This is a genomic window from Bradyrhizobium guangxiense (genome assembly GCF_004114915.1).
Classification (GTDB): Bacteria; Pseudomonadota; Alphaproteobacteria; order Rhizobiales; family Xanthobacteraceae; genus Bradyrhizobium; species Bradyrhizobium guangxiense.
In genome coordinates this window covers 7010822-7025834 of record NZ_CP022219.1, presented here as the reverse complement: position 1 = coordinate 7025834, position 15013 = coordinate 7010822, and the positions used below count along the sequence as shown (strand labels likewise).

The 15013-nt window shown below is 66.0% G+C and carries 16 protein-coding genes; 10 read left to right on the top strand and 6 right to left on the bottom strand.

Features of this window, described 5'->3' with window-relative positions:
• Positions 1 to 112: 112 nt before the first annotated feature.
• The 5 genes from ccmA (at position 113) to X268_RS33665 (ending at position 3292) form a co-directional block, all read left to right on the top strand.
• Entirely contained in the window at positions 113 to 715 is a 603-nt protein-coding gene (ccmA, locus tag X268_RS33685; protein ID WP_128929468.1) for a heme ABC exporter ATP-binding protein CcmA, read from the top strand.
• Positions 716 to 983: 268 nt separating this feature from the next.
• A complete protein-coding gene (ccmB, locus tag X268_RS33680; protein ID WP_128928938.1) occupies positions 984 to 1652 on the top strand; it encodes a heme exporter protein CcmB in 669 nt (222 codons plus the stop codon).
• Positions 1653 to 1728: 76 nt separating this feature from the next.
• Positions 1729 to 2520 carry a heme ABC transporter permease gene (locus X268_RS33675; RefSeq protein WP_128929467.1) on the top strand — a complete coding sequence of 264 codons (792 nt, stop codon included), beginning with the start codon at positions 1729 to 1731 and terminating at the stop codon, positions 2518 to 2520.
• Positions 2517 to 2702 (top strand): heme exporter protein CcmD, encoded by a 186-nt coding sequence (gene ccmD, locus X268_RS33670; protein WP_128928937.1) that lies wholly within the window; start codon positions 2517 to 2519, stop codon positions 2700 to 2702. Before X268_RS33675 ends, ccmD begins: the two co-directional genes overlap by 4 nt.
• Entirely contained in the window at positions 2699 to 3292 is a 594-nt protein-coding gene (locus tag X268_RS33665) for a DsbE family thiol:disulfide interchange protein (RefSeq protein ID WP_128928936.1), read from the top strand. The genes ccmD and X268_RS33665 overlap by 4 nt, the downstream gene beginning before the upstream one ends.
• Positions 3293 to 3398: 106 nt before the next feature.
• Here the strand turns inward: X268_RS33665 and X268_RS33660 are convergent, their stop codons facing one another.
• Both X268_RS33660 and ftsY read right to left on the bottom strand, forming a co-directional pair.
• Positions 3399 to 4001, bottom strand: a complete 603-nt coding sequence (locus X268_RS33660; RefSeq protein WP_128928935.1) for a septation protein A — start codon at positions 3999 to 4001, stop codon at positions 3399 to 3401.
• Between the two features lie 122 nt (positions 4002 to 4123).
• A complete protein-coding gene (gene ftsY, locus X268_RS33655) occupies positions 4124 to 5068 on the bottom strand; it encodes a signal recognition particle-docking protein FtsY (RefSeq protein WP_128265185.1) in 945 nt (314 codons plus the stop codon).
• A 57-nt stretch (positions 5069 to 5125) separates the two neighbouring features.
• Here ftsY and X268_RS33650 point away from each other — a divergent pair, with 57 nt between their 5' ends.
• Entirely contained in the window at positions 5126 to 5827 is a 702-nt protein-coding gene (locus X268_RS33650; protein WP_164938064.1) for an RluA family pseudouridine synthase, read from the top strand.
• A gap of 218 nt (positions 5828 to 6045) precedes the next feature.
• On the top strand, positions 6046 to 7155 hold the full coding sequence (locus X268_RS33645) for a DUF2336 domain-containing protein (protein ID WP_128928934.1): 1110 nt from the start codon (positions 6046 to 6048) through the stop codon (positions 7153 to 7155).
• A gap of 210 nt (positions 7156 to 7365) precedes the next feature.
• Here X268_RS33645 and mtaB read toward each other — a convergent pair whose 3' ends face one another.
• Both mtaB and dapF read right to left on the bottom strand, forming a co-directional pair.
• A complete protein-coding gene (gene mtaB, locus X268_RS33640; protein ID WP_128928933.1) occupies positions 7366 to 8619 on the bottom strand; it encodes a tRNA (N(6)-L-threonylcarbamoyladenosine(37)-C(2))-methylthiotransferase MtaB in 1254 nt (417 codons plus the stop codon).
• A complete protein-coding gene (dapF, locus tag X268_RS33635; protein ID WP_128928932.1) occupies positions 8619 to 9494 on the bottom strand; it encodes a diaminopimelate epimerase in 876 nt (291 codons plus the stop codon). Before dapF ends, mtaB begins: the two co-directional genes overlap by 1 nt.
• Positions 9495 to 9750: 256 nt before the next feature.
• On the opposite strand from dapF, the gene X268_RS33630 reads away from it, so the two are divergent.
• Together X268_RS33630 and X268_RS33625 are read left to right on the top strand one after the other, a co-directional pair.
• Positions 9751 to 10509, top strand: a complete 759-nt coding sequence (locus X268_RS33630) for a GyrI-like domain-containing protein (RefSeq protein WP_128928931.1) — start codon at positions 9751 to 9753, stop codon at positions 10507 to 10509.
• Between the two features lie 5 nt (positions 10510 to 10514).
• Positions 10515 to 11225 (top strand): SIMPL domain-containing protein, encoded by a 711-nt coding sequence (locus X268_RS33625; protein WP_164938063.1) that lies wholly within the window; start codon positions 10515 to 10517, stop codon positions 11223 to 11225.
• Between the two features lie 232 nt (positions 11226 to 11457).
• On the opposite strand, the gene X268_RS33620 is transcribed toward X268_RS33625, so the two are convergent.
• Together X268_RS33620 and X268_RS33615 are read right to left on the bottom strand one after the other, a co-directional pair.
• The gene (locus tag X268_RS33620) at positions 11458 to 11868 is read right to left on the bottom strand and encodes a hypothetical protein (protein ID WP_245477726.1); all 411 of its coding nucleotides are present in this window, start codon (positions 11866 to 11868) and stop codon (positions 11458 to 11460) included.
• Between the two features lie 176 nt (positions 11869 to 12044).
• Complete coding sequence (locus X268_RS33615) at positions 12045 to 13109, bottom strand: MBL fold metallo-hydrolase (protein WP_164938062.1); 1065 nt, start codon at positions 13107 to 13109, stop codon at positions 12045 to 12047.
• Positions 13110 to 13426: 317 nt separating this feature from the next.
• Here X268_RS33615 and ffh point away from each other — a divergent pair, with 317 nt between their 5' ends.
• Positions 13427 to 14974, top strand: coding sequence for a signal recognition particle protein (gene ffh, locus X268_RS33610; RefSeq protein ID WP_128928928.1), 1548 nt, complete (start codon positions 13427 to 13429; stop codon positions 14972 to 14974).
• Positions 14975 to 15013 lie beyond the last annotated feature (39 nt).

Here is a 15013-nt window from a genome sequence, read left to right as displayed (position 1 = left end):
AACCGCGCCGCCACAGCCACAATCGTGCCGCAGCAATCACCAGCCAAAAATTCCCATGCGCTACCCCAAGTTTTCCTGAGGCCCGGCTTTGAGTGACGCGAAACCAGGCGAGATGCGGCTCTCCGGACAGGGGGTCACCTGCGTGCGGGGCGGCCGCCAGGTGTTTGCCGGGCTGGATTTCGCGGCCGTCTCGGGCGAGGCCGTGGCGGTGGTCGGCCGCAACGGCTCGGGCAAGACCTCGCTGCTGCGGCTGATCGCCGGCCTGCTCGTGCCGGCAGGGGGCAAGATCGCGCTCGTGGGCGGCGATGCCGAGCTGACGCTGTCCGAGCAGTGCCACTATCTCGGCCATCGCGATGCCCTGAAGCCGGCCCTCACCGTGGCTGAAAACCTGTGGTTCTGGGCCGATTTCCTGGGCGGCGAGCGCGGTGACGCCGCCGAGACCCTCGCCACCGTGGGCCTCGACCACGCCACCCATCTGCCTGCCGGATTCCTGTCCGCGGGACAGCGCCGCCGGCTCTCGCTGGCCCGGCTGCTGGCCGTCCGCCGCCCGGTCTGGCTGCTGGACGAGCCGACCAATGCGCTGGACGTCGCCGGCCAGGACATGTTCGGCGGCCTGATGCGCGAGCACCTGTCGCGCGGCGGCCTGATCGTCGCGGCCACCCACGCCCCGCTCGGGATCGAATCGCGGGAGCTGCGGATCGGGGGTGCGGTATGATTCCGACCGACCCTCAGCTTTCCGAGCGGCTCGCCCCAGCTCTCACCGTTCCCTCCCCCCTTGTGGGGGAGGGTCAGGGAGGGGGGTGCCACACGGCGCGGCCTATCGACTGTGGCGCTGGGAAAGCGAGCGCTCGATTGCAGGCGCCTTGCCGCAAACGCGCATCTCGCCCGGGGCTCCCCCCCGCCCCTGCCCTCCCCCACAAGGGGGGAGGGAGCGCAGTGTGCCAGGTGCTGTCGGATGCCTTCCCAGCCGCTGGAAGCCCGCCATGACGGCCCTGTCCGCCCTCATCCGCCGGGACATCCGGATCGCGCTCCGCGTCGGCGGCGGGGCGCTGATTGGCGTACTGTTCTTCCTCACCGTGGTGGTGCTGATGCCGTTCGCGGTGGGGCCGGATCTGGCGTTGCTGTCGCGGCTGGGGCCGGCCATCCTCTGGCTCGGCGCGCTGCTGGCGAGCCTGCTCACCCTCGACCGGCTGTTCATGGCCGACCATGAGGACGGCTCGCTCGACCTGATCACGATGAGCCGAACGCCGCTGGAACTGGCCTGCGCCGCCAAGGCGCTGGCACATTGGCTGGCCGCCGGCCTGCCGCTGATTGTCGCAACCCCCGTGCTGGGCCTCCTGCTCAACCTCGACATGGTCGCCACGGCTGCGGTGGCGCTGACATTGCTGGCGGGCACGCCGGCGCTGACCTTCACCGGCATGATCGGCGCGGCGCTGGCCGTGACGCTGCATCGCGGCGGGCTGCTGATGGCGGTCCTGGTGCTGCCGCTGTCGATTCCCGTCCTGATTTTCGGGGTCGCGGCCTCGCAGGCCGTGATCGTCGGCCCCATGACGTTCGGCGCGCCGTTCTCGATCCTGTGCGCGCTGTCGCTGGTCAGCTTCGTGATCGGCCCCTTCGCAGCCGCAGCGAGCCTGCGGCATGGTCTTGACTGACCTTGACCCCGATCAACTTTCGCGACGGACTTTCGTGCTGATTGCCTCAGCGGCCACCGATGATTATCAGGGTACCATGACACTGATCGACCTCGCCAACCCCACGCGGTTCCTCGCGCTGACAGCGCGGGTCCTGCCGTGGCTTGCGGCCGCGACCGTGCTCCTGCTTGCGATCGGCCTCTATCAGGCTGCGCTGGCGCCCGACGACTACCAGCAGGGCGCGACCGTGAAGATCATGTTCATCCACGTGCCCAATGCCTGGCTGTCGATGTTCGTCTGGGGCGTCATGAGCATCGCCTCGCTGGGCACGCTGGTGTGGCGTCATCCGCTCGCCGACGTCGCCGCCAAGGCCGCCGCGCCGATCGGCGCCGCCTTCACCTTCCTCGCGCTGCTCACGGGCTCGCTGTGGGGCCGGCCGATGTGGGGTACCTATTGGGAATGGGATGCGCGGCTGACCTCGGTGCTGATTCTCTTCCTGATGTATCTCGGCCTGATGGCGCTGTGGCGCGCGGTCGACGATCCCTCGCGCGCGGCACGCGCCGCCGCGGTGCTGACCCTGGTCGGGGCGCTCAACCTTCCGATCATCAAATTCTCGGTCGACTGGTGGAACACGCTGCACCAGCCGGCGTCGGTGATGCGCATAGGCGGATCGGCGCTCGACAAATCGTTCCTGATTCCGCTCCTGGTGATGGCGGTCGCGTTCACGCTGCTGTTCGTCACGCTGCATCTGGCTGCGATGCGCAACGAGATCCTGCGCCGCCGCGTCCGCTCGCTGCAAATGATGCAGGCGAGCCGCGTCGCGTTCTCGAGCGAGATGGGCGCCGGCCCGCGCGGACAAAACGCGTCGAACGAAGTCGGGGCCGCATGATGACATCGCTCGGTCCTTATGCATCCTTCATCGTGACCTCCTATGCCGCGGCGGCCCTCGTGGTCGCGATCCTGATCGGCTGGATCGGGCACGACTATCGCAACCAGACGCAGCGCCTGCGCGAGCTGGAAGAGCGCGGCATCACGCGCCGGTCCGGCCGCAGCGCGACGGACATGCGATGAGCGATCAACCTGCCTCCGCAGCGCCGCAGCGCCGCACGTTCCTGATGGTGCTGCCGCTGATCGCCTTCATCGGGCTTGCGCTGCTGTTCTGGTTCCGGCTCGGCAGCGGCGATCCCTCGCGGATTCCCTCCGCGCTGATCGGCCGTCCCGCGCCGCAGACCGCGCTGCCGCCGCTCGAGGGATTGCAGGCTGACAATGCGCAGGTGCCGGGCCTCGACCCCGCCGCGTTCAAGGGCAAGGTGAGCCTGGTCAACGTCTGGGCCTCCTGGTGCGTGCCGTGCCACGACGAGGCGCCGCTCCTGACCGAGCTCGCCAAGGACAAGCGCTTCCAGCTGGTCGGCATCAATTACAAGGACGCGACCGAGAATGCGCGGCGCTTCCTGGGGCGCTACGGCAACCCGTTCGGCCGCGTCGGCGTGGATGCCAACGGCCGCGCCTCGATCGAATGGGGCGTCTACGGCGTGCCTGAAACCTTCATCGTCGGCCGCGAGGGCACCATCGTCTACAAGCTGGTCGGCCCTATCACGCCGAGCAATCTGCAGAATGTACTGTTGCCGCAGATGGAGAAGGCGCTGAAGGCAGAGTCTTAGCCAAGACCGTCAGCGCGAGGAGCTCTTGCGACGAAGCAATCCAGAGTCCCTCCGCAGAGGCATTCTGGATTGCTTCGCTTCGCTCGCAATGACGGCGGAGAGGCCCTCACCCCTTCCGCACATCCCCCGCCTCGGCCTCGCTGGCTTCCAGCGAGACCGGCTCGAGGTGATAGCGCTTGATCAGGGGCATCTGGATCATGCCGAAGATGGCCGTCAGCGGCAGCACGCCGAACACCTTGAAGTTCACCCAGAAGTCCGTGCTCTGGGTCCGCCAGATGATCTCGTTCAGCACCGCCATGCCGGCGAAGAACAGCGCCCAGCGCAGCGTGAGGATGCGCCAGCCCTGCGAGGTCAGATTGAACACCTGGTCGAACATCACGGCGATGAAGGAGCGGCCGAACAACAGGCCGCCGCCGAGGATCGCGGCGAACAGGCCGTAGATGATGGTCGGCTTGACCTTGATGAAGGTCTCGTCGTGCAGCACCAGCGTCAACGTGCCGAACACCAGCACGATCACGCCCGTGACGATTGCCATGATCGGGACGTGGCGCGTCACCACATAGGAGGCGGCCATCGCAGCGACGATCGCCACCATGAAGGCGCCGGTCGCGGCGAACAGATTGAACTTCGCGTTCACGAAGAAGAACACGAGCAGCGGCCCGAGCTCGGTCGCCAGCTTGAACAGCGGATGCGGCTGGGTCTTGTCCATTCTCTCTTCCGTCTCTCCCATCCTTCGAGACGACCGCTTCGCGGTCTCCTTGGGATGAGGACCTCTTATGTGGCACGACCTCATCCTGAGGAGCCGCGCAAGCGGCGTCTCGAAGGATGAAGCTACTCAATTCCGGCGATGGCGCGGGCGAAGTCGCGCGCGGTGAACGGCGCGAGATCGTCGACGCCTTCGCCGACGCCGATGAAATGCACCGGCAGTTTAAATTTCTCCGCGAGCGCCACCAGGATGCCGCCGCGCGCGGTGCCGTCGAGCTTGGTCATCACGAGGCCGGTGACCCCGGCGGTGCGGTGGAACGCCTCGACCTGCGACAGCGCGTTCTGGCCGACAGTAGCATCCAGCACCAGCAACACGGCATGCGGCGCAGTGTCATCCACCTTGCGGATGACGCGCACGACCTTTTCGAGCTCATTCATCAGCTCGGCCTTGTTCTGCAGACGCCCGGCGGTGTCGATCAGCAGCACGTCGATGGCCTGCTCCTTCGCCGCGGTGAGCGCGTTGAAGGCGAGGCTTGCGGAGTCCGAGCCCTGCGCGCCGGCGATGACAGGCGTTTTCGTGCGTTCGCCCCACACCTTCAACTGCTCGATCGCTGCCGCACGAAACGTGTCGCCGGCGGCCAGCATCACCTTGCGGCCTTCGGATGCGAATTTCTGCGAGAGCTTGCCGATCGTGGTGGTCTTGCCGGAGCCATTGACGCCGACCACGAGGATGACGAACGGCTTTTTGGCCGCATCGATCACAAGCGGCTTTGCCACCGGCGACAGCACCTTCTCGACCTCGGTCGCAACGACGTCCTTGACCTCGTCCGCCGAGATCGCCTTGTCGTAGCGGCCGGTGCCGACGGCGTCCGCAATCCGCACCGCAACGGAGGTGCCGAGGTCGGCGCGCAGGAGCACGTCCTCGATGTCGTCGAGCATGGCGCGGTCGAGCTTGCGCTTGGTGACGAGGTCGGCGACCGCGGTCCCGAGCGAGGACGAGGTGCGCTTCAGCCCGTTGGACAGGCGACGCCACCAGCTCAGCTTGGGGGTCTCGGAGGTGGTATCGTTCATGGGGGCGTGTTAGCCGTTCCGGCTCGCAAACGAAAGCCTTGACCGAAAGTCTTGCAATTGCTCGATGTTCCCCAATTGACCGCCGACGAGATCCTGGCCCGCGTGCTCCACCGCGACGGGCTGATGCTGATCATCGACAAGCCGGCCGGCCTGCCGGTGCATCGCGGCCCCAAGGGCGGCCCCAATCTGGAGGACTCCTTCCACGCCCTGCGGTTCGGCCTGCCGCGGCCGCCGGTGCTGGCCCACCGGCTGGACAAGGACACCTCCGGCTGCCTCGTGCTCGGCCGCCATCGCAAGGCGACCGCCTCGCTCGGCCTCCTCTTCAAGCATGGCAAGATCGGCAAGACCTACTGGACCGTGGTCGAGGGCGGGCCTGCCGAGGACGAAGGCACCATCGACATGCCGCTCGGCCGGCTCAATGCCGAGCGGGGCTGGTGGCAGAAGCCCGATCCGGACGGCCAGAAGGCGGTCACCAACTGGAAAGTGATGGGCCGGGGCGACGGCCTGACCTGGCTGGCCATGGAACCGGTAACCGGGCGGACCCATCAATTGCGGGTGCACGCGGCCGCGACCGGCTGGCCGATTTTCGGCGATAACATTTACGGCAACGGCCCGCGCTTCGGCGAGCCGCGCCTGCATCTGCATTCCCGCGAGATCGTGGTGCCGATCTCCCGGAATAAGGAGCCGATCCGCGTCGTGGCACCGGCCCCGCCGCATATGCACGAAAAACTCCGCGCCTGCGGGTGGAATGGGGGGTAGGCCGATTGCCAGCCCTCATGGTGAGGAGGCGCGTCGGCATCTCGAACCATGAATGACCCCGCCTCGATCCTTCGAGACGCCCGCTTCGCGGGCTCCTCGGGATGAGGGTCGTGATGAGGGGCATGGAGCCATGGTTTACCAAACCTTCAGTGCTCGCCGCTAAGGATGACGGTTGCTTAGAACAAGCTTCTGTAACCGCTCAGGACGAGCAGGGCGTGATGTCCAAGGCCAAGCTATCGATCATCGACGAGGTCGAATCCGCGATTCGAGCGGGCTCGGCGGAAAAGGGCCTCGAGACCGCCCGGCGCGTCACCGATTTATTCCTCTCTTCCGCCGGCAGCTTCGACGACGAGCAGATCGCGCTGTTCGACGAGGTGCTCGAGCGTCTGATCCGCACCATCGAGCTGCGCGCGCTTGCCGACATGGGCGCACGAATCGCACTCGCCGAGATCAGCGCGCAACTGGCGCCGGTCGCGCAGGCGCCGCCCTCCGTCATGCGCCGCCTTGCCAGCAATGACGAGATCCGGATCGCCGGTCCCGTGCTGCAGGAATCCGCCCGCCTCGACGACGGCGAGCTGGTGAAGATCGCATCAAGCAGGGGCGAGCCGCATCTGCTCGCGATCGCCGGCCGCTGGTGGCTGAAGGAGATCGTCACCGACGCGTTGCTGGCGCGCCGCTATCCCAGCGTCAGCCGGCGGCTCGCCGCCAATCCCGGCGCGCGCGTCTCCGGACAAGGCTTCGCCCTCATGGTCGGCCAGGCCGAGGCCGATCCCGAACTCGCCGTCAGCGTCGGCATCCGCGTCGACCTGCCGTCGGAGCTGCGCCGCAGATTGCTGCGCTCGGCGACCGATGCCGTCCGCGCCCGCCTGTTGTCGCGCGCGCCGCCGCACCTGTTCGAGGAGATCCAGAGCGCGATCGCGGCCATCGCCGTCGGCGTCGAGCGCGAGATGTCGGCGGTGCGCGATTTCGAGGGCGCCAAGCGCGCCATCGCAGGCCTCAAGGCCACCGGCCAACTCAACGAGGCGACGTTGCTCGGCTTCGCCAAGCAGCGGCGCTATGAGGAGACCACCGCCGCCCTGGCGGCGTTAGCCGGATCGACCGTCGAAGTCATTCGTCCGCTGATGCAGAGCCTGCGCGACGACGGCTTGCTGGTGCCGTGCAAGGCGGCGCAGCTCAGCTGGGAAACCACCACCGCAGTGCTCGAAAGCCGCTTTGCCACCGGCGCGATGAAGCCGGCGGACCTCGCGCGGGCGCAGAATCATTTTGCGCGGATGACGCCGGAGAATGCAAAGCGGACGCTGCGGTTCTGGCAGGTGCGGGCGTCGTAACTTCTTCCCCCTCCCCTTGCGGGAGAGGTGGCTCGCCGCGATAGCGGCGAGACGGGTGAGGGGTTCTCTCTCAGCACATTCGATAGAAACTCATTCGCGGAGAGAACCCTCATCCGGCGCCATAGCCGAAGCTTCGCTTCGGCGTTCTTAAGAACGGCGGCCGAAGGCCGCCTACGCCACCTTCTCCCACAAGGGAAGAAGGTCAACCGACTACGCGATCAGCCGCTCGCCATCGCTGCCGGCAATTCTCAGCGGCACCACGCTGCCGACACGCTCGCCCGCAATTGCCACCGGCAGATAGTGCTCCGTGCGGCCCTGCCCCTCGCTCTCGATCAGCACGCCGCGTGTCGCGCCGATCTCGGCCTGCAGCCGCTTGCGCAGTGCGGTTTCGCCAGCTGCACGCAGCCGTCGCGCACGCTCCTTGATCGCACCGCCCGCAACCTGCGGCATCCGCGCCGCCGGCGTGCCGGGGCGGGGCGAATAGGGGAAGACGTGGAGGAATGTCAGGCCGCATTCCTCAACGAGATCGAGCGAGCGCGAGAACATCTCGGCGGTCTCGGTGGGGAAGCCCGCGATGATGTCGGCGCCGAAGACGACGTCGGGACGCAGGCGGCGCACCTGCTCGCAGAAGCGAAGCGCATCCTGCCGCGAATGCCGCCGCTTCATGCGCTTCAGGATCATGTCGTCGCCGGATTGCAGCGACAGATGCAGATGCGGCATCAGCCGCGCATCGTCGGAGATGGCATCGAGCAGGTCGTTGTCGGCCTCGATCGAATCGATCGAGGAGATGCGCAGGCGCTGCAGCTCCGGCACGTGGCGCAGGATCTGCTTCGTCAGCAGGCCGAGCTTCGGCGCGCCCGGCAGATCAGTGCCGTAGCTGGTGAGGTCGACGCCGGTCAGCACGATCTCGGCATGGCCGCGCTGGGCCAGGTTGCGCACCTGCTCGACCACCGCGCCCATCGGCACCGAGCGAGAGTTGCCGCGGCCATAGGGGATGATGCAGAAGGTGCAGCGATGATCGCAGCCGTTCTGCACCTGCACGAACACGCGCGGCAGGCCGCTCGCAAAACCGTCGATGAGATGCGGCGCCATCTCCTTCACCGCCATGATGTCGCTGACGGCGATCTTCTCGCTGGCGCCGAGATCGAACGCATCGCGCGTCTCGCGCCAGGCTTCGCGGCGCATCTTGTCGTCATTGCCGACGACGCGATCGACCTCGGCCATGTCGGCGAACATCGCAGCCTGCGTCTGCGCCGCGCAGCCGGTGACGACGATACGCGCCCCGGGCCGTTCGCGCTTCAATTTGCGGATCGATTGCCGCGCCTGCGCCACCGCCTCGTTGGTGACCGCGCAACTGTTGATGACGATGGTGTCGTTGAGGCCTGCGCCTTCGGCTTCGCGGCGCATCACCTCGGCCTCGAAGGCGTTGAGGCGGCAGCCGAAGGTGACGATTTCGACGGCCATCAGGCGACCGGCGCGAACAGCGCCGGATCGAATCTGCCCTCATATTCGAAGGTCGCGGTGCCCGTCATCAGCACGTGGTCGTCGCGCTCGCGCCACTCGATGCCGAGCTTGCCGCCGGGCAGCGTGATCTCGACCTTGCGCTCGGCCCGCTTCAGCCGCGCTGCCGCAACCGCGGTCGCGCAGGCCGCCGAGCCGCAGGCTCTGGTCAAGCCGGCACCGCGCTCCCAGGTGCGGATCGTGATGTGCTCGCGATCGACGATATGGGCGAGCGTGATGTTGGCGCGTTCCGGGAAGATCGGATGGTTTTCGAGCAGCGGACCGAAGCGGCCGAGATCGTAAGCGTTGACGTCCTCGACCCAGAAGATCGCATGCGGATTGCCCATGCTCACCACGGAGGGCGAATGCAGGATCGGATTATCGATCGGCCCGATCTGCAATTCGATGTAGCGGGTGTCGCGAAACTCTTCCGCCAGCGGAATGTCCTGCCAGCCAAACTTCGGCGCGCCCATGTCGACGGTGTAGAGATCCGGCGACGGGCCCTGCCAAGCGTTGAGCAGGCCAGCAGCGGTCTCGAACGTCGCATTGGTCTGGCCGGTCTTCTCGAAGATGCGGCGGACCACGCAGCGCATGCCGTTGCCGCAGGCGCCGGCCTCCGAGCCGTCATTGTTGTAGATGCTAATGAAGGCCTCGGTGCCGTCGAGCCGCGGCCTCGAGAGCACCATGAGCTGGTCATAGGCCCCCCCGCCGTTCGCGGACGCCACCGCGCGGGCGTCGTCCGGCGTGACCCGGCCTGCGGAATCGCGCATGTCGACAACGACGATCTCGTTGCCGATGCCGTTCATCTTGGCAAATGCGTGATTGGCCAGCGCGCTCATGAAAATTCCCGAATTTCGCCCGTCTTATATGGCGATCCTTGCCGGCTTGGCCAGTGATTTGCGATCGCCGATCAAGGGGTCTGCCAAGGGATCTGCCATGACGCATCTGTCATGGGACGAATTCCGCGCTTGCGTGTTAAAACGGCGCGGCTCGCCGCGAACCGGGATACGCGGCTGGCCACAGCCGACATTGAAGCCTTGGTGGGCAAGGCGTGATGATTAAGGCCTTGGTGATCAAGGCCTTGGGGAGAATAAAATGATCAGGTTTCGTCGTCTCGCTCTGGCCGCGCTGATCCCGGCAGCGGCCTTGTCGCTTGGCCTGCCTGAGGTTCTGGCGCAAACCCCAAGCCCCGCAACGCCAAGCCCGGCACCGGCAGCCTCGGCAAGTCCCTCGCCGGCCCCATCGGCTTCCCCCTCCCCGGCGGCGAGCGCCTCGCCTGCCGCCAGCGCCTCGCCTGCGCCGACGACGTCGCCCTCGCCCGCAGCCAGTGCCTCACCCAGCCCGGCAGCACCGCCCCCTGCCGCCGCCGCAACGCCTGCCCCGGTGCAGACCGCCGATCCGTTCGGCCTGGAGACCACGCTCGAAGCCAAGAAGGTCGTGATGGTGAAAGGCACCGCAAACTGGGACTCGGCCTTCGACACGCTGATTGACGCCTTCAAGGCGCTGAACACGCTCCTGGACAAGCAGGGCATCAAGCACGCCGGCAATCCGATGATCGTCTACACCTCGACCGACGACACCGGCTTCACCTTCCTTGCCGAGATCCCGGTCGAGCAGGATCCCAAGAACTTGCCTAAGGACATGAGCATCGGCAAGTCGCCGGAGGGCAAGGTGCTGAAATTCGTCCATCGCGGCTCCTACGACAACATGGACAACACCTACGAGGCGATCACCAATCACCTCGACGACAAGAGGCTGGAAGCCAAGGACACTTTCATCGAGGAATACCTCACTGATCCGCTCAAGACCGCCGAGGACAAGCTCGTGATCAATGTTTTCGTACCGCTGAAATGAGAGAGATGAAGAAGCCTGCCGTACTTGCGACGTCCCTTGCCGCCGTTTTCGCCACGCTGCTGGCGACGCCCGCGCTTGCCGATGACTTTCCGTCCGCCATTTCGGTGAGCGGCGAAGCCAATGTCTCCGTGGCGCCGGATCTCGCCCAGATCGACGCCGGGGTCGCCAATGACGCCAAGACGGCGAAGGAGGCTTCCGACGCCAACAACGCCGCCATGGGCAAGGTGCTGCTGGCGTTGAAGGGCGCCGGGATCGACGAGAAGGATTACCAGACCTCGCGTCTGTCGCTGCAGCCGCAATACGGCCAGAACAAATCCACCGGCGCATCTCCGGTGGTCGGCTTCCGCGCCTCCAACCGCGTCACCGTGAAGATTCGCGACGTGACCAAGGTCGCCGGCATCATCGACGCGCTGGTCGGCGCCGGTGCCAACGACGTCGGCAACATCTCCTTCGAGGTGACGCAGGCCTCGAAGCTGCTCGACGAGGCGCGCGAGCGCGCCGTCGCGGATGCCCGCCGCAAAGCCGAGATCTATGCCAAGGCCACCGGCGTGACGCTGGGCGCGCCGCTCAGCATTACCGAGGGTGGCGCCCCGGTACCGCTGTTCAAGGCGCGGATGGCAACAGCACCGATGGCTGCGCCGGCCGCCGTTGCACCGGGCGAGGAGACGCTGTCGGTGACGGTGAATGTGAGCTGGGCGATCAAGCAGGGGCAGTAGCCCCGCTCATAAGAGGCGCGTTGCCGCAACACCCATGGTGCCGTCCTTGCGAACACGTCCGCAGGGACTCATCATGCGTGCCCGTTAATAGGGGCTGAGCCAACTGGCTGTGCTCGCGTCGAGCCTTTCCGTTGATGAGTCGGGCCTATCGCCCAGATTGCTGCATCCGGCATGTCGCTGAGCGAGGCGACCGATCATGCGTCCGGCGGCGGGGGACAGCATTATTGCCTGATCAATCATTCGCGCTGATATCAGTAAAAAGGACCCCCGCCGGCGTCTTGGTAAAGACGAAGATCAGCTCGCCGCAGAAGACGAAGTAACTGTCGTTCTTATATTCATCGCGGTCGTAAACGGCCTTGCCGCGCTGGATACACGCGCGGTTTTTCGCCGTGAACGAGGCCCGATAGGTTTTGGCGCCAAATTGCGCGGCATCGCGAATTGCGTTGTCGTTCATGAACGGCAAGCGTGTCATACCGGCAACGGCGGTGGGATCGTTTGCCTTCAGCGCCGCGCGAAACTTCTCGATGAAGCCATCGAATTCCTTCTGCAAGGCAGGAGAAGCGACAGCATTCTTCGCCTGGGCGACTGCTGGAGCAAGGTTCACGAGAGCGGTTGCAAGCACAATTCTCAGCAAAAATCCCACAGGCCGGCTCCATCCATCGATCAATCAAGGTCTTCCGACCGAAAGAAATCCATGGTGTTTTGTTGCGTCATGGGCTTTCTGGTTCAACGGCGCAGAGCCGCACGAACTTGTCGCAATGGGAGCAAAGCGAACATTGCTTTCGTCGCATCACGCCGCCGAGTTTAGGGGTACACGCGCTAAATCTCCACCACCTGCCCGGGCTGCATCGCCACGAACCGCTCCTGCGGAATCTTTGCCGCATCCAGCGCTTCGACCAGCGCCTTCGCCGGCGCGTCGATTGCCTCGTCGGTGAGCTGGAACGTGCCGTGATGATGTCCGAGCGCGGCCTCGGCGCCGCAATCGCGCAGCGCCTTCACCGCATCTTCCGGATTCATGTGCTGGTCGCGCATGAACCAGCGCGGCTCGTAGGCACCGATGGGAAGGATGGCGAGGCGCAGCGGCCCGTGCTTGTCGGCGACGCGACGGAAATGCCGGCCGTCGCCATAACCGGAATCGCAGACCACATAGATTTTCCCGGCCGGCGTCTCCAGCACGAAGCTCGCCCACAGCGCCTTGTTGCGGTCGAACATGCCGCGTGCGGTCCAGTGCCGTGTCGGCACCAGGTGCACGGCGATGCCGCCACCGAGCTCGACGCGATCGTGCCAGTCGAACGCTTCCACCTTGATCGTGTGATCCCAGCTGCGCATCGTGACATCATTGCCGAGCGGGGTGACCACGCGCGGCGCAAAATTCTTCGCGAGCCGCGACAGCGTCGCGATGTCGAGATGATCGTAATGGCCGTGCGAGACCAGCACGACGTCGACCTTCGGCAGCTTCTCGAACGCGATGCCGGGATCGTTGTGCCGTTTCGGCCCGGCGAAGGCGACCGGTGAGACCCGCGTCGACCAGACCGGATCGACCAGGATGTTGAGGCCGCCGGTCTGGATCAGCCAGCTGGCATGACCGACGAAGGAGAGCCGCACCTTGCCGCCATCGACCCGCTCCGGCGGGGTGTCGGCATGAGGGCTGGGAGCCCAGTCCGGCCATTTCGCGCGCTGCCGCTTGCCGTTGAACTGCCAGCGCAGCACCTCACGCAGCGATTTTGGCGGCGCCCCGTCCGGATCGAAGAAGCTCAGACCGTCGAAATGGTCGGAGGCGGGACCGTCATAGGTTTTCATGTGGGACATCCAAAGGGACGGGAGACCGACCAGCGCGCCGGCCCCGGCAAGCAGCCTGAAAAACGCGCGACGGGTGACGGGCACGGGCGGGCTTCGAGGAACGGTGGCGGAGGTAAGTCATCACCTCCTATATGGGCGGGGCCCGGGGAAAAGGAACTGGCGGCCAAAAGAGGCCTAGTTTCAGGACCTTACCCTGGCAAAGCCGCCCCGGCACCCTAACTTTCCTTGACTTTTGCGCGGGAGGGGCGTTTAACCCCGCCACTTTCTCGGAAAGGCTTTCTTTTCGACCCGCCGACCGGCCCTCGAGACCGGAGGTCAACGCCCGACAGCGCTGTGCGCCCTCGGGCGCAAAGGTGTTTGGAAGATCGCAATTCTGGCGAGCAGGACAAGGGACAACGGCATTGTTCGACAATCTGTCGGAACGGCTTGGTGGCATTCTCGATCGTCTGACGGGGCGCGGTGCGCTGACCGAAAAGGACGTCGACGCCGCGATGCGCGAGGTGCGCCGCGCGCTGCTGGAAGCCGACGTCGCGCTCGAAGTGGTGCGCAGCTTCACCGAGCGCGTCCGCGAGCAGGCGATCGGCGCCACCGTGGTCAAGTCGGTCACCCCCGGCCAGATGGTGGTCAAGATCGTCCATGACGAGCTGGTCAACACGCTCGGCAGCGAAGGCCAGACCATCGACGTCAATTCCGTGCCGCCGGTGCCGATCATGATGGTCGGTCTGCAGGGCTCCGGTAAGACCACCACCACCGCCAAGCTCGCCCGCCGCCTGGTCCAGCGCGACAAGCGCAAGGTGCTGATGGCCTCGCTCGACGTCTACCGTCCGGCGGCGATGGAGCAGCTGGCCGTGCTCGGCCGCGACCTCGACATTCCCACTTTGCCAATCGTGGCCGGCCAGCAGCCGCCGCAAATTGCAAAACGTGCGCTGGAAGCCGGCAAGCTCGGCGGCTACGACATCGTGCTGCTCGACACCGCCGGCCGTACCACGCTCGACGAAGAGATGATGGCGGAGGCGGCGGCGATCAAAGCGGCGGCCAACCCGCATGAAGTGCTGCTGGTTGCGGACTCGCTCACCGGCCAAGACGCCGTGAACCTCGCGCGCTCGTTCGACCAGCGTGTCGGCCTCACCGGCATCGTGCTGACGCGCGTGGACGGCGACGGCCGCGGCGGTGCGGCGCTGTCGATGCGCGCCGTTCCCGGCAAGCCGATCAAGCTGATCGGCACCGGTGAAAAGACCGACGCGCTGGAAGACTTCCACCCTGATCGTATCGCCGGCCGCATCCTCGGCATGGGCGACGTGGTCTCGCTGGTCGAGCGCGCCGCCGCCAATATCGATGCCGAGAAGGCCGCGCGCACCGCCGAGCGCATGCGCAAGGGTCAGTTCGACCTCAACGACATGCGCGAGCAGCTGTTGCAGATGGCCAACATGGGCGGCATCAGCGGGCTGATGGGCATGATGCCCGGCATCTCCAAGATGAAGAACCAGATCGCCGCCGCCGGCATCGACGACAAGATTTTGAAGCGCCAGGTCGCGATCATCGATTCGATGACGCGCGACGAGCGCCGTCATCCGGATCTGCTCAAGGCGAGCCGCAAGAAGCGCATCGCCGCAGGTTCCGGCCAGAGCGTCGAGCACGTCAACAAGCTGCTGAAGATGCACCGGAACATGGCCGACGTGATGAAGGCCATGGGCTCGGGCAAGCGCGGCCCGCTCGCCGGCATCGCGCAGGCGATGGGCTTTGGCGGCGGCATGAAGATGCCTTCGCCCGAAGAGATGAAGGCGCTGCAGGAGAAGATGGGCAGCGGCGGCGGACAGGGCCTGCCGAATTTGCCGAAGGATCTGCCGGCTGGCTTGCGCCAGGGTCTGCCGAACCTTCCGGGGCTGACCGGGCTGAGCGGCAAGCCGACGCTGCCGGGCCTCGGCGGTTTTCCTGGCAAGAAGAAATGAGGAATTCGTCGCGAGGGCCGTAACTGGCCGCGCGACGCG